This window comes from Rhodoferax sp., assembly GCF_013297935.1.
Taxonomy (GTDB): Bacteria; Pseudomonadota; Gammaproteobacteria; order Burkholderiales; family Burkholderiaceae_C; genus Allorhodoferax.
Genome location: NZ_JAAFIX010000020.1, coordinates 1 through 21,473 on the forward strand (window position 1 = coordinate 1; position 21,473 = coordinate 21,473).

At 63.2% G+C, this 21,473-nt stretch carries 26 protein-coding genes and 1 pseudogene; 12 read left to right on the plus strand and 15 right to left on the minus strand.

The window, feature by feature from the left end:
• The 6 genes and pseudogenes from QZW03_RS16695 to QZW03_RS16720 all read right to left on the minus strand — a co-directional run.
• Positions 1-217, minus strand: a pseudogene (locus QZW03_RS16695) (OB-fold-containig protein); the annotation flags it as partial.
• 17 nt (positions 218-234) lie between these two features.
• Complete coding sequence (locus QZW03_RS16700) at positions 235-906, minus strand: PspA/IM30 family protein (protein ID WP_296511189.1); 672 nt, start codon at positions 904-906, stop codon at positions 235-237.
• A gap of 13 nt (positions 907-919) precedes the next feature.
• Positions 920-1,408 carry a hypothetical protein gene (locus QZW03_RS16705; protein WP_296511190.1) on the minus strand — a complete coding sequence of 163 codons (489 nt, stop codon included), beginning with the start codon at positions 1,406-1,408 and terminating at the stop codon, positions 920-922.
• A 192-nt stretch (positions 1,409-1,600) separates the two neighbouring features.
• Positions 1,601-2,242: a bifunctional 4-hydroxy-2-oxoglutarate aldolase/2-dehydro-3-deoxy-phosphogluconate aldolase gene (gene eda, locus QZW03_RS16710; RefSeq protein ID WP_087494665.1), complete on the minus strand. Its 642-nt coding sequence runs from the start codon at positions 2,240-2,242 to the stop codon at positions 1,601-1,603.
• Positions 2,243-2,277: 35 nt separating this feature from the next.
• The gene (edd, locus tag QZW03_RS16715) at positions 2,278-4,146 is read right to left on the minus strand and encodes a phosphogluconate dehydratase (protein ID WP_296511191.1); all 1,869 of its coding nucleotides are present in this window, start codon (positions 4,144-4,146) and stop codon (positions 2,278-2,280) included.
• Between the two features lie 172 nt (positions 4,147-4,318).
• Positions 4,319-4,795: an OmpA family protein gene (locus tag QZW03_RS16720; RefSeq protein WP_296511192.1), complete on the minus strand. Its 477-nt coding sequence runs from the start codon at positions 4,793-4,795 to the stop codon at positions 4,319-4,321.
• A gap of 114 nt (positions 4,796-4,909) precedes the next feature.
• Between QZW03_RS16720 and pdxH the strand changes: the two genes are divergently transcribed.
• Positions 4,910-5,548, plus strand: coding sequence for a pyridoxamine 5'-phosphate oxidase (gene pdxH, locus QZW03_RS16725; RefSeq protein WP_296511193.1), 639 nt, complete (start codon positions 4,910-4,912; stop codon positions 5,546-5,548).
• Positions 5,549-5,569: 21 nt separating this feature from the next.
• On the opposite strand, the gene QZW03_RS16730 is transcribed toward pdxH, so the two are convergent.
• From QZW03_RS16730 to QZW03_RS16765, 8 genes are all read right to left on the minus strand, one after another.
• Positions 5,570-6,268, minus strand: coding sequence for a DUF502 domain-containing protein (locus tag QZW03_RS16730; protein WP_296511194.1), 699 nt, complete (start codon positions 6,266-6,268; stop codon positions 5,570-5,572).
• Positions 6,265-6,645, minus strand: a complete 381-nt coding sequence (locus QZW03_RS16735; RefSeq protein WP_296511195.1) for a VanZ family protein — start codon at positions 6,643-6,645, stop codon at positions 6,265-6,267. Before QZW03_RS16735 ends, QZW03_RS16730 begins: the two co-directional genes overlap by 4 nt.
• 20 nt (positions 6,646-6,665) lie before the next feature.
• Positions 6,666-7,622 (minus strand): AEC family transporter, encoded by a 957-nt coding sequence (locus QZW03_RS16740; protein WP_296511196.1) that lies wholly within the window; start codon positions 7,620-7,622, stop codon positions 6,666-6,668.
• Between the two features lie 10 nt (positions 7,623-7,632).
• On the minus strand, positions 7,633-8,172 hold the full coding sequence (locus QZW03_RS16745) for a DUF3299 domain-containing protein (RefSeq protein ID WP_296511197.1): 540 nt from the start codon (positions 8,170-8,172) through the stop codon (positions 7,633-7,635).
• Between the two features lie 78 nt (positions 8,173-8,250).
• Positions 8,251-8,493, minus strand: coding sequence for a hypothetical protein (locus QZW03_RS16750; RefSeq protein ID WP_296511199.1), 243 nt, complete (start codon positions 8,491-8,493; stop codon positions 8,251-8,253).
• A 41-nt stretch (positions 8,494-8,534) separates the two neighbouring features.
• Positions 8,535-9,737 carry an ABC transporter permease gene (locus QZW03_RS16755; RefSeq protein ID WP_296511200.1) on the minus strand — a complete coding sequence of 401 codons (1,203 nt, stop codon included), beginning with the start codon at positions 9,735-9,737 and terminating at the stop codon, positions 8,535-8,537.
• A 4-nt stretch (positions 9,738-9,741) separates the two neighbouring features.
• Complete coding sequence (locus QZW03_RS16760; protein ID WP_296511201.1) at positions 9,742-10,419, minus strand: ATP-binding cassette domain-containing protein; 678 nt, start codon at positions 10,417-10,419, stop codon at positions 9,742-9,744.
• Positions 10,416-10,946 (minus strand): Fur family transcriptional regulator, encoded by a 531-nt coding sequence (locus QZW03_RS16765; protein WP_296511202.1) that lies wholly within the window; start codon positions 10,944-10,946, stop codon positions 10,416-10,418. Before QZW03_RS16765 ends, QZW03_RS16760 begins: the two co-directional genes overlap by 4 nt.
• A gap of 99 nt (positions 10,947-11,045) precedes the next feature.
• On the opposite strand from QZW03_RS16765, the gene QZW03_RS16770 reads away from it, so the two are divergent.
• The 5 genes from QZW03_RS16770 to QZW03_RS16790 all read left to right on the plus strand — a co-directional run bounded on the left by QZW03_RS16770 (position 11,046) and on the right by QZW03_RS16790 (position 14,166).
• Positions 11,046-11,186, plus strand: coding sequence for a hypothetical protein (locus tag QZW03_RS16770; protein ID WP_296511203.1), 141 nt, complete (start codon positions 11,046-11,048; stop codon positions 11,184-11,186).
• Positions 11,183-11,992, plus strand: coding sequence for a zinc ABC transporter ATP-binding protein AztA (gene aztA / locus QZW03_RS16775; RefSeq protein ID WP_296511204.1), 810 nt, complete (start codon positions 11,183-11,185; stop codon positions 11,990-11,992). The genes QZW03_RS16770 and aztA overlap by 4 nt, the downstream gene beginning before the upstream one ends.
• Before the next feature lie 8 nt (positions 11,993-12,000).
• Positions 12,001-12,891: a metal ABC transporter permease gene (locus QZW03_RS16780; RefSeq protein ID WP_296511205.1), complete on the plus strand. Its 891-nt coding sequence runs from the start codon at positions 12,001-12,003 to the stop codon at positions 12,889-12,891.
• A 48-nt stretch (positions 12,892-12,939) separates the two neighbouring features.
• A complete protein-coding gene (locus tag QZW03_RS16785; protein WP_296511206.1) occupies positions 12,940-13,881 on the plus strand; it encodes a metal ABC transporter substrate-binding protein in 942 nt (313 codons plus the stop codon).
• Positions 13,882-13,968: 87 nt separating this feature from the next.
• Positions 13,969-14,166, plus strand: a complete 198-nt coding sequence (locus tag QZW03_RS16790; protein WP_296511207.1) for a hypothetical protein — start codon at positions 13,969-13,971, stop codon at positions 14,164-14,166.
• Positions 14,167-14,202: 36 nt separating this feature from the next.
• Here QZW03_RS16790 and msrA read toward each other — a convergent pair whose 3' ends face one another.
• The gene (gene msrA / locus QZW03_RS16795) at positions 14,203-14,745 is read right to left on the minus strand and encodes a peptide-methionine (S)-S-oxide reductase MsrA (protein ID WP_296511208.1); all 543 of its coding nucleotides are present in this window, start codon (positions 14,743-14,745) and stop codon (positions 14,203-14,205) included.
• A gap of 219 nt (positions 14,746-14,964) precedes the next feature.
• Between msrA and QZW03_RS16800 the strand changes: the two genes are divergently transcribed.
• From QZW03_RS16800 to QZW03_RS16825, 6 genes are all read left to right on the plus strand, one after another.
• Positions 14,965-15,651, plus strand: coding sequence for a TetR/AcrR family transcriptional regulator (locus QZW03_RS16800; protein ID WP_296511209.1), 687 nt, complete (start codon positions 14,965-14,967; stop codon positions 15,649-15,651).
• Positions 15,652-15,654: 3 nt separating this feature from the next.
• The gene (locus QZW03_RS16805; RefSeq protein WP_296511210.1) at positions 15,655-16,788 is read left to right on the plus strand and encodes an efflux RND transporter periplasmic adaptor subunit; all 1,134 of its coding nucleotides are present in this window, start codon (positions 15,655-15,657) and stop codon (positions 16,786-16,788) included.
• Entirely contained in the window at positions 16,788-19,964 is a 3,177-nt protein-coding gene (locus tag QZW03_RS16810) for an efflux RND transporter permease subunit (RefSeq protein ID WP_296511211.1), read from the plus strand. Before QZW03_RS16805 ends, QZW03_RS16810 begins: the two co-directional genes overlap by 1 nt.
• Before the next feature lie 42 nt (positions 19,965-20,006).
• Entirely contained in the window at positions 20,007-20,660 is a 654-nt protein-coding gene (locus tag QZW03_RS16815) for a protein-L-isoaspartate O-methyltransferase (RefSeq protein ID WP_296511212.1), read from the plus strand.
• Between the two features lie 17 nt (positions 20,661-20,677).
• Positions 20,678-21,019: a rhodanese-like domain-containing protein gene (locus QZW03_RS16820; protein WP_296511213.1), complete on the plus strand. Its 342-nt coding sequence runs from the start codon at positions 20,678-20,680 to the stop codon at positions 21,017-21,019.
• A gap of 48 nt (positions 21,020-21,067) precedes the next feature.
• Positions 21,068-21,473 (plus strand): TolC family protein (locus tag QZW03_RS16825; RefSeq protein WP_296511214.1); only part of this gene is annotated, 406 nt, incomplete at its 3' end.

Sequence of the window (21,473 nt, forward strand, 5' to 3'; positions counted from 1 at the left end):
GAAAAAGAATCAGCAGAACCAGCAGCGGCACGCGCCCCCAGTGCAGCCAACCCAGCACACCTTCAGCACCATCAGGTGCATCCGGCAGCAGGTTGTCGACCCACAAAGACGGACTGGTGGCAAACAACATGCCCAGTCCTTCCAGGACCCCAAGACCGACTACCGTGACCAATGCTGCAGCAAATGGCCAGGTTTCGGGCGCAGTCATTATGCTCATGCTCCTCCCCTTCTTGCTTATTGCGCGGCTTTCAAGGCCGCGAGTCGCTCGTTGATTTTGTTGTCCCGCACCATATCACCGAGTTCTTTCAATTTCGAGGATTGCTCCAGCGTAGCGCCTCGGGTTAAACCCTCAACACCTGTTTGCCGCAAGATGGTGCGGTCAAATGCATCTTGCGCAGCCTGTACACGCGCTTGGGTATGCAAGGTCTTCACCGCACGGTTGCCGGCGGCAGAGCGTGCCTCTTGACGCGAAGCCTCAAAGTCCATGATCACGCGTTGCATCTCCCGCTTCTTGCCCATCAGAGCCTCTACAAAGGCAGACAGCTCTTTCTCCTCATTGCCCAGATTCACCAGACTGGCCTCAAGAATGGGCAGTTGGGCTTCAATATCCAATTGACGCGCCAGCGCTGCCTTGGCGAGCTCATCCTTGCCTGCGATGATGGCCGCACCGATATGCTCAGCCAGCTCTGTGTGCTCATGATTCAAACGCACATGCTGCTGTTGGGTCAGATGGCGGTTGGCAACTGCTACTCCCAGCTCATTCCTGACCTCCGAGGTGACTTGATCTAGTTCACGGGTCGCTTGATCCAGCATAGCTACCGGATTGGCGTCCTCCCATTTATCCAACAGATTGTGGGCGCTCGCGGCGATTACTTTGGCTACACGATTACTCAGGTTTTGTGACATACGTCCTCCTTGATCAAGTGCTTGAAGCGTTGGGCTGTGGAATCAGGCGGGCAAGCTCCAGCAGTCGCCCGGAGTTCTGCTGTATCACCTGAGGGTCATAGGCGGCTGCCTGAGTTGTCACCGCCTGCCGGAGCAAAGTTTCTGCCAATTGCATGGTGCGCTTGACCAGCACAGACTCCAGGCGCTTGGCCTCCGCCAGACTGTTGGGCTGCGCGGAATGCAGCCCGGCAATCAGCGCAGGAAGATGCTCCATCAACGCAGCTAGCACTTCGGAGTGTTGCCCGGTGTGCTGCTCCAACGCAGCAATGTGTTCACGTGTGCCCCGACCCAGATCGCGGTACATCGACAGGGCGCCGATGTAGTCACCGTCACCGTCTTGCATTCGTTTGAGGCTGGCTACCGCCACGCGCATTTTGTCGCTCACTGTGGAAGCCCCCTCCAGCGTCAGACCAGCAAGCCACGCGTACAAGTCATCAGGCAATCGCCCGGATACAGGAACCATGTTGAGCTCCGTTGATAATGAATGAATTCAATTGTATTCAAATGATTTCTGACGTCAACATTTGATTACCCCACATGATTCTTGGGGACTTTCATTTCTCCATGGCGATGCATTTCGCTACAAACTTCATAGCTACCCGCGCAATAAAAAAGGGCGCCGCAGCGCCCTTTTCGCTTTCGACCACCGTGCGCCTTACTTGCGCAGCGCCTGCGTGTCTTTGGCTAGCTGGGTGATCTTGTCCCACTCGCCCTTGGCCATGGCATCAGCCGGCACGATCCAGGAGCCGCCCACGCACACCACATTGGGCAGGGCCAGAAACTCAGGCGCGTTTTGCAGGGTCACGCCACCGGTGGGGCAAAACTTCACGTCAAAAAACGGGCCGCTCCAGGCTTTGAGCATGGCGGGACCGCCGGCTTGCATGGCGGGGAAGAACTTGAGCTGGGTGAAGCCGTCTTCCTGCGCCATCATGATTTCGCTGCCGGTGGCCACACCAGGCAACAAAGAGAGGCCCAAGTCGCGGCAGGCCTGGCCCACGGCGCTGGTGTAACCGGGGCTCACCGCAAAGCGCGCACCGGCGTTGGCGGCGGCTTGCGCGTCCGCCTTGCTGCGTACGGTGCCGGCACCGACCACAGCTTCGGGCACGTCACGGGCAATGGCTTCCATGCAGGCCAGGGCTTGGGGGGTGCGCAGGGTGACTTCCAGCATGCGCACGCCGCCAGCCACCAGGGCGCGGGCCATGGGCACGGCATGGGCTACGTCGTTCAACACGATGACGGGGATGACGGGGGCGTCCTGCATCACTTGCAGGGCGGTAAAGGCGGGAGCGTTAGACATTGAGATGTTCCAGATCGACGTTATGGGGGGTAGGTTCAGAACCAGGTGCAGGCACCTTCTTCGGCAGCCAGCGCATGGCGACGGAAGTTGGCAAACAATTCGCGGCCCATGCCGATGCCATTGGCAGCGCGCAACTCGGCGGGCATGGTAGCCACCGGGCGGGCAGCCCACTCGGCTTCACTCACCAGCACTTGCAGGGTCTCGGCAGTGGCATCCAGGCGAATCAGGTCGCCGTCTTGCACCTTGGCCAAAGGGCCACCCGAAGCAGCCTCGGGCGACACGTGGATGGCGGCAGGCACCTTGCCCGATGCACCACTCATGCGGCCATCGGTCACCAGCGCCACGCGGTAGCCCTTGCCTTGCAGCACGGCCAGAGGCGGGGTCAGCTTGTGCAGCTCAGGCATGCCATTGGCCTGCGGGCCTTGCCAGCGCACCACGCAGATTACGTCCTGGTTCAGCTCGTTAGCGCTGAAGGCCTGGTGCAATGCTTCTTGAGAGTCAAACACGCGGCATGGCGCTTCAATGATGTGGCGGTCTTCGGGCACCGCAGACACCTTGATGACGCTGCGGCCCAGGTTGCCCTTGAGCAACTTGAGGCCACCGCTGGCGCTGAACGGGCTGCTAGCGGGGCGCACCACGCCCTCGTCCTTGCTGGCACCGGCGTCTGTCCATTGCAATGAGCCATCGGCTTGGGCCGAAGGAATGGCAGTGAATTCACGCAGTCCACCGCTGCGCACGGTCAGCACGTCGCCGTGCATGAAGCCGGCATCCAGCAGTTCGCGGATCACGTAGCCGGGGCCGCCTGCGGCCTGGAACTGGTTCACGTCGGCGCTACCGTTGGGGTACACGCGGCTCAACAGCGGCACCACATCCGACAAGGCAGAGAAATCGTTCCAGTCGATCACGATGCCCGCAGCGCGGGCCACGGCCACCCAGTGGATCAAATGGTTGGTGGAGCCGCCGGTGGCCAGCAGGGCGACCATGGCGTTGACGATGCAGCGCTCGTCCACCACCTCGCCGATTGGCGCAAAGCGCTTGGCCTTGGTGATGCCGAGCACGGTGCGCACGGCTTCGCGGGTCAGTTCTTGGCGCACGCCTTCGCCGGGGTTGATGAAGGCAGTGCCGGGCACATGCAGGCCCATGGCTTCGAGCAGCATTTGGTTGCTGTTGGCGGTGCCGTAAAAGGTGCAAGTGCCTTCACCATGGTAGGCGGCGCTCTCGGCCGCCAGCAGCTCGGGGCGGCCGACCAGGCCTTGGGCGGCTTTTTCGCGGACCTTGGCTTTTTCGTTGTTGGGCAGGCCCGAGGTCATGGGGCCGGCGGGCACAAACACGGTGGGCAGATGGCCGAAGTGCAGTGCGCCGATCAAGAGGCCGGGCACGATCTTGTCGCACACGCCCAGCATGAGCGCGCAGTCAAACACATCGTGGCTCAGCGACACGGCAGTGGCCATGGCGATGGCGTCGCGGCTGAACAAGCTCAGCTCCATGCCGGCGGTGCCCTGCGTCACACCGTCGCACATGGCGGGCACGCCGCCCGCTACTTGGGCCGTGGCGCCATGCTTGCGGGCTTCGACCTTGACCAAATCAGGGTAGTGCTGCAAGGGCGCGTGGGCGGACAGCAGGTCGTTGTAGGCGTTGACGATGCCGATGTTGGCGCCCTTTTCGGCCACGATTTTGAGCTTGTCCAGGCCGGTCACGCGCGTCTTGTCGGCGTCCGGCATGGCGGCAAAGGCGTGGGCCACGTTGGCGCAACCCATGCGGTCGGCGCCGGGCTTGCGGTCGGCCATGGCCGCCACCTGGGCCAGATAGGCGCTGCGGGTGGCCGCACTGCGCTCCACGATACGGCGGGTCACCGCCTCCACAACAGGGTGCAAAGTGACGGGGGTAGAGTTGGTATCTGGCATGGTGTTCTTGTAACTAAATTACACCGCCGATGGTAACTTGGAATGCACACTTTGTATCAAGCCCGAGTTACCAGGCGGGTACCAACTGCAGGCGGCTCAGATGCCGCGGGGCCGCAGGGCCGAAAAAAAGCCCGAACGCGTCGGGCTTTTTGACGTTTGGAGGGCAGCTTCTTTATTGAACTACCACTTCCACACGGCGCGCTTCGGTGGCGGGGCCGCTGGCTTGGGCTTGTTCGGGCTTTTTCAGCTCCACTTTGTCTTCGCTCACACCGAGTGCGACCAAGGCACTGCGCACGGCGAGTGCACGTTGCTTGGCCAGTTCAGCGTTTTGCGCCGGGTCGCCCGACGCATCATGGAAACCGCTGATCACCGCTTGCTTGCCTGCAGCGACCGCTTTCACCACATCGGCCAGCGCCTCGTTGCCACCCGCAGCCACATCGGCCTTGCCGGAAGCAAAGTAGAACTTCACCACACCGTTTTCCACCTTGACGCTGGCACCGTCGGCCGCCTCGGCCACCACCGCAACCGGCGCTGGCTTGGCACGGGATTTGTTCACTGCGAAACCAATGACGGAGCCCAAAATCGCCACGATGATGACGCTCACTACGATCGCGACAACTTTGGTACCGGTATCTTCCTGATCAGACATGTCAAACACTCCACTTAAAAAATTGGCGCTATTGTAGGCGGTGCCTCTCGGCCAACCCGGACAGGCATGACCTGGCGCAAGACGCGGTCTGCCACCTGTTTCTATACTTGCCCCATGACCTCTATTGCCGACCTCCGTAAAAGCTACGAACGTGCCGAACTCGACGAGCAGGCATCGCACCCCGACCCGCTGCAGCAGTTTGATCGCTGGCTGCAAGAAGCCATCCAGAGCGAGGTGCCTGAGCCCAACGCCATGACGCTGGCGACCGTGGGCAGCGACCTGCGGCCCAGCACCCGGGTGGTGTTGATCAAGGGTTTTGACCCGCGCGGTATTGTCTGGTTCACCAACTACGAGAGCCGCAAGGGGCGGGCTCTGGCCGGCAACCCCTATGCCGCGCTGCAGTTCCATTGGGTGGAGCTGGAGCGGGTGGTGCGTATTGAGGGGGTGGTGGAGAAAGTGAGCGACGAAGAGAGCGACGCCTACTTCCACAGCCGCCCGCTGGACTCACGCATAGGCGCCTGGGCGTCGCCACAGAGCGAGGTGATTCCGGGCCGCACCGTGTTGGTGACCAACGCTGCCAAATACGCCGCGCAGTTTTTGCTGCAGCCGCCGCGCCCACCGCACTGGGGCGGTTACCGGCTCAAGCCCGACCAATGGGAATTCTGGCAAGGCCGCAAGAGCCGCTTGCATGACCGGCTGCGTTACAGCCAGGGTACAGACTCCAGCTGGTTACGCGAACGCCTCGCCCCCTGAGTCGCGCCCCGCCACAAGGCCTCAGGGCTTTGCGGTCGGCAAATACTGGTCGGAGGTGACCCCCATCGAGACATAGATGCTGGTCACGCCCTCCATGCCGATGTCGGCGGCCTCCACCCACTCCGGCGGCACATACAACAAGCCGCCCCCCACGGGCACAGGGGCTGTGGGCACCAAAACACCCAGGTAAGGCACGCCGCCAATCATGACGGGCCGGGGCGTGGACAAAAACCCCAGTACCGCCGTGCCCTGCTTTCCACCATCGGCCGGCGGAGTGTGGCCGCCCTCACCTGGCTGCGGTTTTCCGCCGAAATACAGCCACACGGGCGACAAGGATTGCAACTCCGATCCTTCTTTGCGGGCCAGTAAACCCACCAGTTTTTGGGCCACGTCGTACACCGTGCGCACCACCGGGATGCGCTGCAGCAAGGTATCGAGCAGCTTGGCCGCACCTTGTTCGAATCCGCGCTCCACCATCAGCCCGAACGCATAGACCGCGGCCACCACCAACATCAAACCCAGCAGGTAGCCAATGACCTCGGACTCCGTGAGGCCCAGCCCGATGCCGGTGAGCATTTGCCCGAACGCACTGCCGGGCCCGAGCCAGACCGCTAGCAGACTGAACAGCCACGAGAGCAGCAGCAGGGTCGCGGCCAAGGGCAAGAGCGCCAGCGCACCCGTCAGCAAGGTCCGTAAAGGGTGTTTCAACTTGAAATTCATGTGCGCGATATTCCCGCAGAAAAAAGCTGCTGCCGGATGCGCGCCGCCAGGCCCCAGCCACCGGCGCCCAGCGCGATGCCCACCGCGTCGGCCATCCAATCCAACACATCCCCCTGCCGCCAGCCGGTCAGGGCCTGCGCACACTCGATGCCCGCACCGAACAGCAGCAAGCCGATCAGCACCTTGGGCACGGCCAGGGGGTAAGCCAGCAAGCCCAGCACGGCCAGAGCCACAAAACCCAGGGTGTGTTGCGCCTTGTCCCAAAACACGAGGCTGGAGGGCACCTGCTCATTGGGCAGCAACGACATCACCGTCGTCAGGACCACGAGGGCCCAGAAAGCAACGATCCAGAGGGTGCGGGGTAGTTTCATAGTCATCTAACTCACAGGGCGCGCTGTTATGCGACCCACAAGGGCAGCAGGTACATCACCAGCGTCACCGTGAACAGCGCCATCACGGTGGACACCACCACGCTGGCGGTGACGAGCTCCTCCGCCTTCTGGTAGCGCTGGGCAAACAGAAACACGTTGGCGCCTATCGGCATGGCTGCCGCCATGACCAACACGGTGAGCGTGATGCCGCGCAAGCCTGCCGCATAGCCCACCAAGGCCATGAGCAAGGGGTGCAGCAGGTTCTTGATGCCGGCAATCAGCAGGGCTGCACGCAGGTGTTGGCCGATCGAGGTCTGGGCCAGTGTCACCCCCATGAGCACCAGCGCCACCGGGCTGAAGGCATTGGCCAGCAGTTGCAAAGGTCGGTCGACCACCTCGGGCAGCACCCAGCCGGTTTGTGCAAACAGCAGCCCGGCAATGATGGGCATGGGCACAGGGTGAAAGATGGCGTTGCGCACCGCAAGCCCGACAGTGCGCAGGTGTTGGGCCAGAGTGTGTGCGGCATCCGCCCGCTCTCGGGCGCTGCACAGCTCCAGCACCACCGTGGTCATGGTCAGCAACACCAGCGAGTGCATGGAGATCAGGGTAAACAGCACCACCAGCGCCTCTTTGCCGTAGGCCAGCCCGATCAAGGGAATGCCGATCATGGCGGTGTTGCTGAAAATTCCCGACAAGGCCAAGACCGCCGCCCGGCTGCTACCGCCCTGGGTGAACAGCAACACAAAAAACAGACCGGCCGCTGTGGCGAAATACATCGACAGCGAGGCGAAGTCGAGGTGGGCCACATCCACCGTGCTCATGGTGCGGAACAGCAGCGCCTGAATCAGCACCAGAAAGACCAGATTGCTCAGGTCACGCACTGCCTCTTGGCGGATGGCGTTGAATCTGCCACTCAGGTAGCCCACCAGAATCAGCAGGACGACCGGCAGCAGGGAGGAAAGAACGGGGTTGTCGAGCGGCATCCGGCTGCGGCTACTTCACAGCCACAGCATCGGTCATGCGGTAGTACAGGCCATAGGGGTCGTCGTTGAGCACGGCAAACTGGCCTTCGACAACGACCGCTTCCATGGAGTATTTCACCGCGGTCTTGGTCTTGACCTCCACCATGCTCTCCGGCCCGCCTGGCATGCAAAACGAGCAGGTCAAGGGCACCGAGCTCACCAGAAAGTGCTTTTGTTTTTCACCGGGCTCCAGCGGCATCATGAAACCCTGGATGCGCTGTGTCTTCTTGTTCAGCGCTTGCACATCGGCCGGAAACACCGGCAACAGCCGGTTTTTCTCATTCTTGGTTTTCACCGCCGTGAGCACCGACCAGGGCAGCACATCGGCCCGCTCTTTGAGCGGCGCAAACGGGCTGTTGGCGCCATGCACACCCGCCCCCGTGCCGGACGGAAGCCCCGGCACTCCGGGCATGGGAGAACTGAGCTGGGCCAGAGCGGGCACCGCGCACACCAATGCAACACAGGCCAGAGCCACGCGTCGGCGGCGGGAGAAAGCGGAATCAGCGCGCATAAAACACCTCAAGGAATGGCCACAGTTTAGTGCGCCGGCCAATGCCCCCACAGCCGGGGGCTATGGATAGCGGCTGCCTCAGTGTTCGTGCTTCATGCCGCAGAACTTGCCGATGGCAATGCCCTTGCACGCGGCTTGCAGTTCTTTGTTGCACACCGCTTCGCCTTTACCGGCCTCGCGGCACTTGGCGGCAGACTCATGGGCTGCGGCCATGGCGCGGTGTTTCACGATGTCTTCCTTGGTCTCTTTATCGGACTCAGCCGCTACAGAAAACATAGCTGCTTGCGCAAGTAATACGAGGGCTAGAAGGCTTTTTTTCATGAATTTTCCTAAAGTAAGGTAACAAACGGGGTGGAGCAAATTCAGCGACTCTGCAGCAATTGCAGCACGCTCACGCGGTAGGCCGCCACGGTGGGTAACAGGGCGGAGGCGAGGGACACGACCAGCGCCAGGGCAGGCACTACCCACAGGCTGGCGGGCCAGACCATGCCGCCGATGAGCAGCGAATGGTCCAGGCTCAAAAACCAGGCCAGCGCTGCGGCAAAGCCTTGGCCCAAGAGCACGCCCAGCACCGCAGCGAGCAAGCCCAGCCACAGCGCCTCGCACAACAAAAGTGCCGCTACTCTGGCCGGCGGCGCGCCCAGCATGCGCAGCAGTGCCAGGTCGGTGCGGCGCTCGCGCACCGCGCTCCACAGCGCAATAAACACGCTCAGCCCCGCGGTGAGCAGCAAGACGCCGGCAAAGGCGCGCAGCACATCGGTGCCCAGGCCCAACATGCTGAGCAGGCGGGTGATCTCCAGCGCCGGGGCAGCGGCCTGCATGTCGGTGCTGGTGTTGACCCAGCGCGGAAAACTCACCGCCGCCATCGGGGTGCTGTAGCGCACGAGTGCCATGGTGACTTCGCGCTCTTCTTCCATGACTTTGCGGTCGTCGTCGTCCACCGCGGTGTAGTCCTCATGCACCTTCCAGACCGAGGCGGTGTCGGTGAGGATGAGCCGGTCCAGCACACTGCCGCCGGGCGCCAGAGTGCCCACCACGGTGTACGGGTTTTCGCCATGGGTGTGCCCGCCAGCGCCCAAACCGTGTGACCCCACAAAGGTCTGCCCCACCCGGACACCCATGGCGCGCGCAGCCGTAGCGCCCAGCACCGCCTCCATGGGCGCAGTCCAGAGCCGCCCTTCGGAAAGCTGCGCCTCGTAGTGGGCGGGGTAATCACGCGAAGTGCCCACAATCCGGTGGCCGCCGAAGTTGTCACCCAAGCTGATGGGAATCACTTGCTCAACCAGCGGATTCTTGGCCAGCTCCTGCACCGCTTGGAGCGGCACATTGCCCGGCGGCACGTCAATATGCAGCACGCCCGAGAGGATGAGCTGCATGGGGCTGCCTTTGGCACCCACCACCACGTCAATACCGGCCAAGTCGCGGTCAAAGGCCTTGCTGAGCTGCGCCCCCACCAGCAACAAAAACGTGATGGACGCCAGCCCCAGGCTGAGCAGCAAGAGGTTGAGCGCCGCGCCCAAGGGGCGGGACCACAGGTAGCGCCAGGCAAAAAACAGGGTTTTCATGGTGCTACGCTTTTGATAGCTGCTCGCGCAATAAAGACAAGCGCTGGAAGCCTATTTGACCATCAGCCGCGGGCGGCACCAGCGCCGCGACCCGCGCGTCGTGGGTGGCAATCACCAGGGTGGCGTCGTGCCGGGCGGCGGTCGTCAGCAGCAGGCTGACCGCTTGCGCTGCGGCCTCGTCGTCCAGGCTGGCGGTCGGCTCGTCGGCCAGCACGATGCGGGGTTGGAGCAACACCGCCCGGGCCAGCGCCACCCGCTGGGCCTGACCGCCCGAGAGTTGCTGCGGCAAGCGTGCCGCGAGTTCCGACACCCCCAAGGCCTCTAGCGTGGCGTGGATGCGGGCGGCGTTTTCCGGCTGACCAGCCGCCCATTGCGCCATGGCCAGGTTTTGCTGCACGGTGAGCGCCTCGCTCAAATGCAGTTTTTGCGGCAAGAAACCAATGTGCGCAGCGCGCCAGGCATCCGCCGCCGCACCGCGCAAGCCTTCCATGGGCTGGTCTGCCACGGTCAGTGCGCCGGCAGTGGGCCGGACCAGCCCCGCCACCAGGGCCAACCAGGTCGACTTGCCGCTGCCCGACGCGCCGCTGAGCAACAACACGCCGCCCCGTGCCAGCTGCACATCGGGAAACCGCAGCGGCTGCCCGCCGGGGTAGGCGTATTGCAAGCCGGTGCTGCGGATCATGCGGCCGAGCCCGGGTGGGCCACGCTGCCGGGCGCAGCGCCCGTGGCGCAGTCAGCACACACGCCGCGCACCGCAAAGTCGAGGTGCATGTCGGTGTAGCCCAGGGCTCGCAAAGACTCAATGGCGGTTTGCGCCGCCTTTTCCAGGTCCACCGCATGCAACGCACCGGCCAAGGGGCTGTCGCGGTGGCAGGTCTGGCACTCAAAGTGCGGAGTGGCGTGCACGCTGGCCGGCATGGCCTGGTAGCGGCGCACGCGTTGGCTGTCCACCCGGCAGAGCAGCAGGCCGACCTGCGTGAGCCGGTCAATCAGGCGGTAGAGGGTGACGCGGTCCAGCGGCTCGGTGTGGTCACCGGCCAACGCCTCTTGCAACTGCGCATGGGTGTAGCTGGTGTCGGGGTGGGCCAGCAGCCAGCCCAGCACGCGGCGCGCAGCGGCCGTGCGGCGCAGGCCGTGGGCAGAGAGCAGCGCGTCGATCGGGTTGTCCCCCTCGAGCAGCGGGGCAGCCGGGGGCAGAACTGAGGCCATAACACCATCCTAAAAATGCAATTCAGTTGCATTAAATATTAAATGCAACCAAGTTGCGTTAGACTATATCGCAATCAAGTTGCATTATGAGTCTTTTTCGTGAACCCCTCTGAACCCCGCAAACACCGCCCCAGCGTCTTGGCCCTGCCCGCCTGGCAACGTGTGGCGTGGACGCTGCCTGTGCTGGCCCTGCTCTGGCTGGGCGTGTGGTGGGCGAGCCTGGAGGCGGCGCCGCTATGAACGCAGCAGCACATCCCCACGCCATTGCACTGCACAACCTGACGGTGAGCTACCGCCGCCACCCGGCGCTGCACCATGTGAGCGGCCAATTTGCGCGCGGGTCGCTCACGGCCGTCATCGGCCCCAATGGCGCGGGCAAAAGCACCCTGCTCAAAAGTCTGGCGGGCTTGGTGCCGGTGGCGCCGGCGTCCGGCATTGCGCATGCACCGGGCCAGCGCTTGGCCTACCTGCCGCAGCACAGCGAGCTGGACCGCAGCTTTCCGCTGGATGTGCGCGACTGCGTGCTCATGGGCCTGTGGGCGCAGTCCGGTGCCTTCGGCCGCGCGACGCCTGTGCAGTTGGCGCGGGTGGATGCGGCGCTGGAGGCGGTGGGCCTGCACGGGTTTGAGCGCCGCCCGGTGGGCACGCTCTCCAGCGGGCAATTGCAGCGCACTTTGTTCGCCCGCCTGCTGGTGCAGGACGCCGACACGATTCTGCTGGACGAACCCTTTAACGCCGTCGACAGCAAAACCACCGCGGGCCTGCTCACCTTGGTGCAGCAATGGCACCGCCAGGGCCGCACCGTGGTGGCCGTGCTGCATGACGACGCGCAGGTGCGGACGCACTTTCCCCAAACCCTCCTGTTAGCGCGCGAGTGCATTGCCTGGGGTGCAACGAACGAGGTGCTGACAGAGCCCAACCTGGCCCGCGCACGCACCATGGCCGAGGCTTGGGATGAAACCGCTGCCCTGTGCGACGTGGACGGCGAGGTCAACGGCCTCGATTTCGACACCCTGCTGGCCCGCCGCCTGGCCACCACCCCCTGAGGCCCGCCATGGACATCGCAACCGGCCCGCTGTGGGCTGCCCTCATTTCCCCTTTTGCTGAATTTGCTTTCATGCGCCGCGCACTGGTGGCTACGCTGGCGCTGGCGCTGAGTGCAGCGCCGCTGGGCGTGTTTCTCACGCTGCGGCGCATGAGCCTGTTGGGCGATGCGCTCAGCCACGCAGTGCTGCCCGGGGTGGCCATCGGCTTCATGGTGAGCGGTTTGTCACTCACGGCCATGGCATTGGGCGGCGTCGTGGCAGGCATGCTGGTGGCAGGCATTGCAGGTGCCGTGAGCCGCTTCACCACCTTGAAAGAAGACGCCAGCCTGGCCGCGATCTATCTGGTGGCACTGGCGCTCGGGGTCACACTGATTGCGGGCCACGGCACGCAGCTCGACTTGCTCCACATTTTGTTCGGCAGTGCCCTGGGGGTCGATGCCACCGGCCTGCTGCTGGTGGCGGGGGTGGCCACCGTCAGTGTGCTGGCCCTGGCGCTGATGTACCGCGGGCTGGTGCTCGAAACCTTTGACCCCGTGTTTTTAGGTGCCCACCGCCGTGGCGTGCCGGCTTGGGTATGGCAGCAGGGCTTTTTGATGCTGGTAGTGCTGAACCTGGTGGCGGGCTTTCAAACCCTGGGCACGCTCATGGCCGTGGGGCTGATGATGCTGCCCGCCGTGAGCGCCCGCCTGTGGCACGACACCCTGCCCGCGCAACTGCTCAACGCCAGCGCCCAGGCCGCACTGGCGGGGGTGGCCGGGCTGCTGCTGTCTTACCACTTCGACACGCCCTCGGGCCCCACCATCATCGGCTGCGCAGGGGCGCTGTACGCCACCTCTCTGGTGCTCGCGCCGGGCGGCTGGCTGCCACGGTGGTGGGGCACCACCCACCGCGTGGCCTGAGATTTCAGCCGTTTTGTTTCACTTTTTTAACTCTCCCCCCCCATCACCATGACTGCATTCGACACGTTTTCTCTCTCCGCCCTGCCCCGCCGCTTTTTGCTGGCCAGCGCCACCGCCCTCGCCTTGCTGGGTAACACGGCATTCGCCGCCGACAAGCTGCCGGTGACCGCCAGCTTCAGCATCCTGGGCGACCTGGTGCGGGTCGTAGGCGGCGAGCGGGTGGCGGTGACCACGCTGGTGGGCCCCAACGAAGACGCCCATGTGTTCGAGGCCAAGCCGTCGGATGCCAAAACCCTGCTGGCCTCCAAGCTGGTGGTACTCAACGGTCTGGGCTTTGAACCTTGGGCGGGCAAACTCGTCAAATCTTCCGGCTACCAAGGTGAATCGGTGGTAGCCGCCAAGGGCGTGAAGGCGCGCCACATGGCAGAGGAGAAAGGTCACGCCGGCCACGCGCACGAAGAAACCGACCCCCACGCCTGGCAAAACCCCAACAACGTAACGCTGTACGTGCGCAACATTGCAGCCGGTTTGGCCAAAGTGGATGCCGCAGGTGCTGCCAGCTACCAGGCCAACGCCGAGGCCTATGTGAAAGAACTGCAAGCGCTGGACGCCTGGGCCAAAGCACAGATCGCCAGCATTCCGGCGGACAAGCGCAAGGTCATTACCTCGCACGACGCGTTTGGCTACTTTGCTGCGCAGTACGGCGTGAAGTTTCTGGCCCCGCAAGGCGTGAACACTGAAGCAGAGCCCAGCGCCAAACAAGTGGCCCAACTGATCAAACAGATCCAGCGCGAAAAAATCCGCGCGGTGTTTGTGGAGAACATGAGCAACCCCAAACTCATCGCCCAGCTCAGCAAAGACGCGGGTGCCTCGGTAGGCGCCAGCTTGTATGCCGATGCCCTGTCCACCGCCGACCAGCCCGGTGCCACCTACTTGCAAATGATGCGCCACAACGTGACGCAGCTGGTGGCGAGCATGAGCTTGAACTAATGCAGATTTTTGCTATACATTCAGGAGCTGCCTGCGGACGTTCTGCGGGCGCTGGCGGCTCCTGGAGCCTGAAAATCAATCACTGATATGGCAAGCGATAAAGAACCTGGTGTCTGGCTCACGGTCCTCAAACTGGTACTCGGTGCCGCGGCGCTCATAGGCCTGGTGTGGGGTGCGCTGTGGTATCTCGAAAAATACGGCAGCGGGCCGGAAATGAACCCGTCCCTCAAACCCAAAATGGATTGGGGCATCGCCAACGACTCCCCGATCCCGAGCCGCCGCTAAAGCGGGCTACAGGTCGGGCATGACCTGCCCTCAAGCTCAGGGCTTTTGCAGTCTGGCGAAGGTCTTGCGGAATTTGGCCACCTTGGGAGCGGCCACCGCCATGCAATAACCCTGGTTGGGATTGCGGGCGAAAAAATCCTGGTGGTAGGCCTCTGCGGGCCAGTAGTTGTGCAGGGGCAGCACCTCGGTCACGATGGGCCGGTCGTAGTGCTGACTGGCCGCCAACTCTGCCAGCAACTCTTTGGCCACCGCTTCCTGCTCTGGGCTGGAGAAGTAAATCCCGCTGCGATATTGGGTGCCGGTGTCGTTGCCCTGGCGGTTCAGGGTGGTCGGGTCGTGAATAACAAAGAAAATCTCCAGCAGTTCGCGGGTGCTGATGACCGCCGGGTCATAGACCAACTTGACCACTTCGTTGTGGCCAGTGGTGCCGGTGCACACAGCCTCGTAGCTGGGTTGCGGGTGATGGCCGTTGCTGTAGCCGGACTCCACATCCACCACACCCTGCACCTGCACAAACACCGCCTCCGTGCACCAGAAGCAGCCGCCCCCGAGGGTGATGGTTTGCAAGATGTCGCTCATGAAATGCTCCTGATGTGAAATAGATGGCCGCTCAGTGCCGCAGACCGGTAGTCGTACTGCGCGCCTGCATCTTACGGAGCCGGCGCGCCCTGAGCACACGGGGGCCGCAATGCACCCGAACTTTGCACTACTTTGCCTGGGCAGCCCCTTCCCGGTATCCCGCCGGATTGACACTCACAGGGGGCTCCGCTACATTAATAACCAACCAGTCAGTAACTTATGCCCACCCTGCCCAGCCTTTGCGACATCACCGCCAACGCCCGCGCCAAGCGCGAGCGCCGCAAAGACGCGCGCCCCGGTGAACTACTGGAGGCAGCGCTGGAGCTATTCGTGGAAAAAGGCTTTGCCGCCACGCGGGCCGAAGAGGTGGCCAAGCTGGCGGGTGTGTCCAAGGGCACCTTGTTTTTGTATTTTTCGAGCAAAGAAGAGTTGTTCAAGGCCGTGGTGCGCGAGAACATTTCCGGGCGCTTTGCCGAATGGAACACCGAGCTGGAGACTTTTGAGGGCAACAGCACCGAGCTGCTTCGCTATTGCCTGACAGCCTGGTGGGAGCGCGTGGGTTCGACCAAGGCCTCGGGCATTTCCAAGCTCATGATGAGTGAGGCGGGCAACTTTCCGGAACTCACAGCCTTCTACCAGGAAGAGGTGGTTCGCCCGGGCAATGACCTGATCCGCAGAATCCTCCAGCGCGGCGTGGACAGCGGGGAGTTCCGCAAGCTCGATGTGGAATACGGCGTCTACCTGCTGCTGGCCCCCATGATGTTTCTGGCGCTCTGGCGTCATTCCATCGGCCTGTGTGTCGCCGCCGAGGCGGCGCTCGACCCGGTGGCTTACCTCAACACCCATATTGACAACCTGCTACTGGGCCTGTGCGTGCGGCCGGCAGCAGACACCCCCTCTGTGTAAACCATGAAAACCTGGATCAAATGGACTTCGGTGGCCGTCGCAGTCGCGGTGCTTGCAGGCGTAGGCCTGCGACTAGCCGCCAGCAACCAAGCCAAAAAGCAAACACTGGAGACGCAGCAGGCCGCCTTGAAGGTGCCTGTCCAGCTGGAGTTGGCGCCGGGGGATCTCATCACCCTGCGCTCGATGGAGCTCACGCGCGGCCTGCCGGTTTCGGGCCCTATCAAGGCCACCAGCTCTGCAGTGGTCAAGGCCCGGGTGGCCGGTGAGCTGCAAGGCCTGACCCTGCGCGAGGGCGACCGGGTGCAGGCCGGTCAGGTCGTAGCAAAGGTAGACACCACCGAGTACCTGGCTCGTACCCGCCAGGCCCAGCAGCAAGCGGAGTCGGCCAAAGCCCAGGTGGAGATTGCACGCCGCAGTTTCGACAACAACCGCAAGCTGGTCGATCAGGGCTTTATTTCACAAACCGCGCTGGAAACCTCGCAAGCCAGTCTGGCGGCGGCAGAGGCTTCGTACCGCGCCGCAGTAGCGGCGGCCGATGTTGCCGCTAAATCTCTGGAAGACACGGTGTTGCGCGCGCCCATCTCAGGGCAAGTCGCCCAGCGGTTGGCACAGCCGGGTGAGCGCGTCGCCATCGACGGCCGTGTGCTCGAACTGGTGGACCTGAATCGCCTGGAGGTCGAAGCCAGCCTGGCGTCCGCTGACTCCATGGCGGTGCGCACCGGCCAAACGGTGCGCCTCAGCGTGGAAGGGTCCAGCCGCAGCCTCAGTGGCAAGGTCGCTCGCATCAACCCGAGCGCGGTGGCCGGTAGCCGGTCGGTGCTGGTGTACCTGAGCCTGGACAACCCTGAAGGCTTGCGCCAGGGGCTGTTTGCGCAAGGCAGCATTGCCGTGGGCAGCACCCGCAACTTGGCCTTGCCCGTGTCCGCCATCCGCACCGACAAGCCACTGCCCTATGTGCAGTGGGTCCAAGACGGCAAAGTAGCGCACCAAACGGTCACCCTCGGTGAGCGCGGCGACGCCGACGGCGTTCCTATGGTTGCCGTGAGCGGCCTGGCCGAAGGTAGCCCGGTGCTTTCGGGTGCGGTCGGCGCGCTGCGTGCGGGTACCGCTATCAAAAACATAGCAGGTAGCAACTGATGTGGTTCACCCGCGTTAGCCTGCAAAACCCAGTGTTTGCCACCATGGTCATGCTGGCCTTGGTGGTGTTGGGCATGTTCTCGCTGCAGCGTTTGCAGGTCGACCAGTTTCCCAATATCGACTTCCCCGTGGTGGTGGTGATCACCGACTACCCCGGCGCATCGCCCGAAATTGTGGAGAGCGAAGTCTCCAAAAAGGTCGAAGAAGGCGTGAACGCCATCGCCGGCATCAACGCCCTCACCTCGCGCAGCTACGAAGGCCAAAGCGTGGTGGTCATTGAATTCGGCCTGCATGTGGATGGCCGCAAAGCCGCCGAAGACGTGCGCGAAAAAATCGCCACCGTGAAGCCGCTGCTGCGCACCGAGGTCAAAGAGCCGCGCGTGTTGCGCTTTGACCCCTCCTCCCGCGCCGTCTGGTCGGTGGCCGTGTTGCCCGACACCCAAAGCGGCACCGCCCTGAGCGCGGTAGAGCTGACCAACTGGGCAGAGCAGAACTTCAAGAAGCGGCTGGAAAACGTGCGAGGCGTGGGCTCCGTGACGCTGGTGGGTGGTACCAAACGCGAAATCAACCTCTACCTGAACCCGCAGGCGCTGGAGTCCTTCGGTATCACGCCGGACCAGGTGGTGAGTGCAGTCGCCGCGGAAAACCAAGACCTGCCGCTCGGCACGCTGCAGTCCAGCACGCAGGAGCGGGTGATCCAGATTCAAGCGCGCATGCAGCGGCCGGAGGACTTCGGCCGCATCATCGTGGCCCGCAAAAACGGCACCCCCGTGCGGCTGGACCAGGTGGCCCGGGTGGCCGATGGCGCCCAGGAGGCCGAAACCCTGGCGCTCTACAACGGCCAGCGCACCCTGCTCATGAATGTGCAGAAGTCGCAGGACGAAAACACCATTGTGGTGGTGGACGGGCTCATCAAAGCGCTGGCAGAGATGCAAAAGCAAGTGCCCCCCGGGGTGCGCTTGGAGCAAATTACCGATGGCTCCCGCCAGATCCGCGTGTCGGTCAACAACGTGCGGCAAACGCTGATTGAAGGCGCGGTGCTCACGGTGCTCATCGTGTTTTTATTCCTGAACTCGTGGCGCTCCACCGTTATTACCGGCCTGACCCTGCCGATTGCCCTGATCGGCACCTTTTTGTTCATGCACGCCTTCGGCTTCACCATCAACATGATCACGCTCATGGCGCTGTCGCTGTGCGTGGGCTTGTTGATTGACGATGCCATCGTGGTACGTGAAAACATCGTGCGGCATGTGCAAATGGGCAAAAGCGCCTTCAACGCTTCGCTGGACGGCACCCAGGAGATCGGGCTGGCCGTGTTGGCCACCACCTTGTCGATCGTGGCGGTGTTTCTGCCCATCGGGTTCATGGGCGGCATCATCGGCAAGTTTTTTCATGAGTTCGGCATCACCATCGTGGCAGCGGTGATGATCTCTATGTTTGTGAGTTTCACCCTTGACCCCATGCTCTCCAGCATCTGGCACGACCCGAGCATCGAGAGCCACGGCAAAGGCCATGCGCCGGTTACCTTCTACGACAAGACCATAGGCCGTGTCACCGGCTGGTTCGACCGGGGCACCGAGGCCCTGGCCGAGGGCTACCAGAGTATTTTGCGCTGGGCCTTGTTACACAAGCTGGCGACAGTGGTGATCGCCGTGGGCATTTTTGTCGGCAGCGTTTTGATGGTGCCTTTGCTGGGAACCGAGTTCGTGCCCAAGTCTGACTTTTCAGAGACTTCGCTCACCTTCAACACCCCGGTCGGCTCCTCCCTCGAAGTGACAGAGGCCCGCGCCCGCCAGGTCGAAGCCATCATCCGCGAGTTCCCCGAGGTGCGTTACACCCTGAGCACCATCAACACCGGCAACGCGCAAGGGAAGATATACGCCAACATTTACATCCGCCTCGTGGACCGCAAAGACCGCAGCCTGAGCGTGGACCAGATGTCAGTAAAACTACGCCAACGCCTGCGCAATGTGGCAGGCATCAGCGTCACCCACGTGGGGCTGCTGGATGCGGTGGGCGGGCAAAAGCAAATCCTGTTCTCGATTCAGGGACCCGACACACACGAGCTGGAGCGCCTGACCACCCTGGCCCTGGAGAAGGTGCGGGATGTTCCCGGCCTGGTGGACTTGGACTCCAGCATGAAGCCCAACAAGCCGACTCTCGACGTCAAGGTCAAGCGCGAAGCCGCCTCCGATCTCGGGCTGAACGTCACCCAGATCGGCAGCAGCCTGCGCACCCTGATCGCCGGAAAAACCGTGGGCAATTGGCGCGCACCTGACGACCAGACTTACGACGTCAATGTGCGCCTCGCCCCGGATGCGCGCAACGCGGCGGCCGACCTGGAGCGCCTGCCCTTCACGGTCGGGGCCAACGCCGATGGCAGTGCCCGCATCGTGCGCCTGAACCAGGTGGCCGAGGTGCGCGAATCCACCGGCCCCAACCAGATCAACCGGCGGGATCTGACCCGCGAAGTCGCCATCAGCGGTAACGTGTCAGGTCGCTCGGCCGGTGAAGTGTCTGCCGACATCCGGGCGGCCATGGACAGCATCAGCCTGCCACCCGGCTACAGCTACAAGTTCAGCGGCTCCACCAAAGACATGGCCGAGGCCTTCGGCTACGCCATCTCGGCGCTGGTGCTGGCCGTTGTGTTCATCTACATGATTCTGGCCAGCCAGTTCAAGAGCTTTTTGCAGCCGCTGGCACTCATGACATCCCTCCCGCTCACGCTGATCGGCGTGGTGCTGGCGCTCATGATGTTCAACTCCACGCTCTCCATGTTCTCGGTCATCGGCGTGGTCATGCTCATGGGTCTGGTCACCAAAAATGCGATTTTGCTGGTGGACTTTGCCATCCGCGCCCGGGAAGACACGACCGATGCGGCGGGCCGCACCGTGCCCGGCCTGCCCCGCTCTGAGGCCCTGCTGCTGGCCGCCAAAGTGCGCCTGCGCCCCATTTTGATGACCACGCTGGCCATGATCTTCGGCATGGTGCCGCTGGCGTTCGCCCTGAGCGAAGGCGCTGAAATGCGCGCCCCCATGGGCCAGGCGGTCATTGGCGGGGTCATTACTTCGTCGCTCTTGACCCTGGTGGTGGTGCCGGTGGTGTATTGCTATATGGACGACCTGGCCGCATGGGCCCTGCGCCTCTGGCGCAAAGCGCCCGCGCCCGGCCGGTAAAATTTGTCACACCTGTTTAACGTGACCCAAGGAAACTCCGCCATGCTTTCGACTCAAGCCCGCTTCAACATGATTGAGCAACAAATCCGCCCCTGGAATGTGCTCGACCTCCAAGTGCTGGAACTGCTGGGCACTATCCGCCGCGAAGACTTCGTGCCAGCCGCGCACCGTGCACTGGCTTTTGCGGATATCGAGATCCCCTTGCCCGCCGGGCAGTGCATGCTGGCACCCCGTCTGGAAGCGCGCATGCTGCAGGACCTGATGGTTCAGCCCCACGAGACGGTGCTCGAGATCGGCGCAGGCTCAGGCTTCATGGCGGCCTTGTTGGCCCACCGTGCCCGCCAGGTGCTGACGGTAGAGATCGTGCCCGAATTGGCCGCCATGGCCCGCAGCAATCTCACCCAAGCCGGCCTGAACAACGTGACCGTGCGCGAGGCCGACGGCTCCAAACTCGGCGCCTCCGAAGGCCAGTTCGACGTGATCGTACTGAGCGGCTCCGTGGGTGTGGTACCCCAGGACCTGCTGCAACACCTCAAGGTGGGTGGCCGTCTGGGTGTGATCGTGGGCGACGACCCGGTCATGCAATGCACCATCGTGACCCGCACCAGCGAAACCGATTTCCACACCTCCGCCACCTGGGAAACCGTGGTGCAGCGCCTGCAAGGTTTTGCAGAGCCCGCACGTTTCCAGTTCTAAACCCCGAAGCGAATCGCATGATCAGTCAAATCCGTCCTACCGACCTCGAAGCCTGGTACGCCAGCGTTGAAGGCAGCGGCCAGCCCTTGGTGCTGGATGTGCGCGAGCCCCACGAACTGGCCTTAGCCAGTGTGGTGCCGGACGGATTCGAAGTCCTGGGGATTCCCATGGGTGTGGTGCCGGTGCGCCTGTCCGAGCTGGACACCGACCGGCCGATTGCCTGCCTGTGCCACCACGGTGCGCGCAGCATGCAAGTGGCCCTGTTTTTGCAAAGCCGCGGTTTCACCGAGCTGGCCAATATTGCCGGTGGCATCGACGCCTGGTCGCTGGTGCGTGATACCTCGGTCCCGCGCTACTAGCCCCTTCAGCCCCCCCTCTTTTTGACTTCCTGACGAAGAAAGCCCTTCATGCCACGCTTATTGACTCCCCGCCTGCCCGTGTTGACCCTGGCGCTGGCCTTGGCCGGTTTCGGTGCCGCTGTACCGGCCTCCGCCCAAAGCCTGCAAGACCTCTACACCGCAGCCCGCGGCTACGACGCCAGCTACCAGTCGGCCAAGAGCCTGTATGACGCCAACCTCGCCAAAGCCGAGCAAGCCAAAGCCTTGTTGTTGCCCAGTGCCAACTTCGCGCTGGGCGCGAGCCGCTCCAACCAGGAAGTCCTGCCCAACCCCGACCGCAGCTATGGCGCCCAGACGGCCACCATCAGCGCCTCCCAGCCTCTGTACCGCCCTGTCAACAAAGCCAATTACGACCAAGGCATGAAGAGTGTGGAAGCCGCCAAGGCCCAGCTGCTCGCCGCTGAGCAAGATCTGA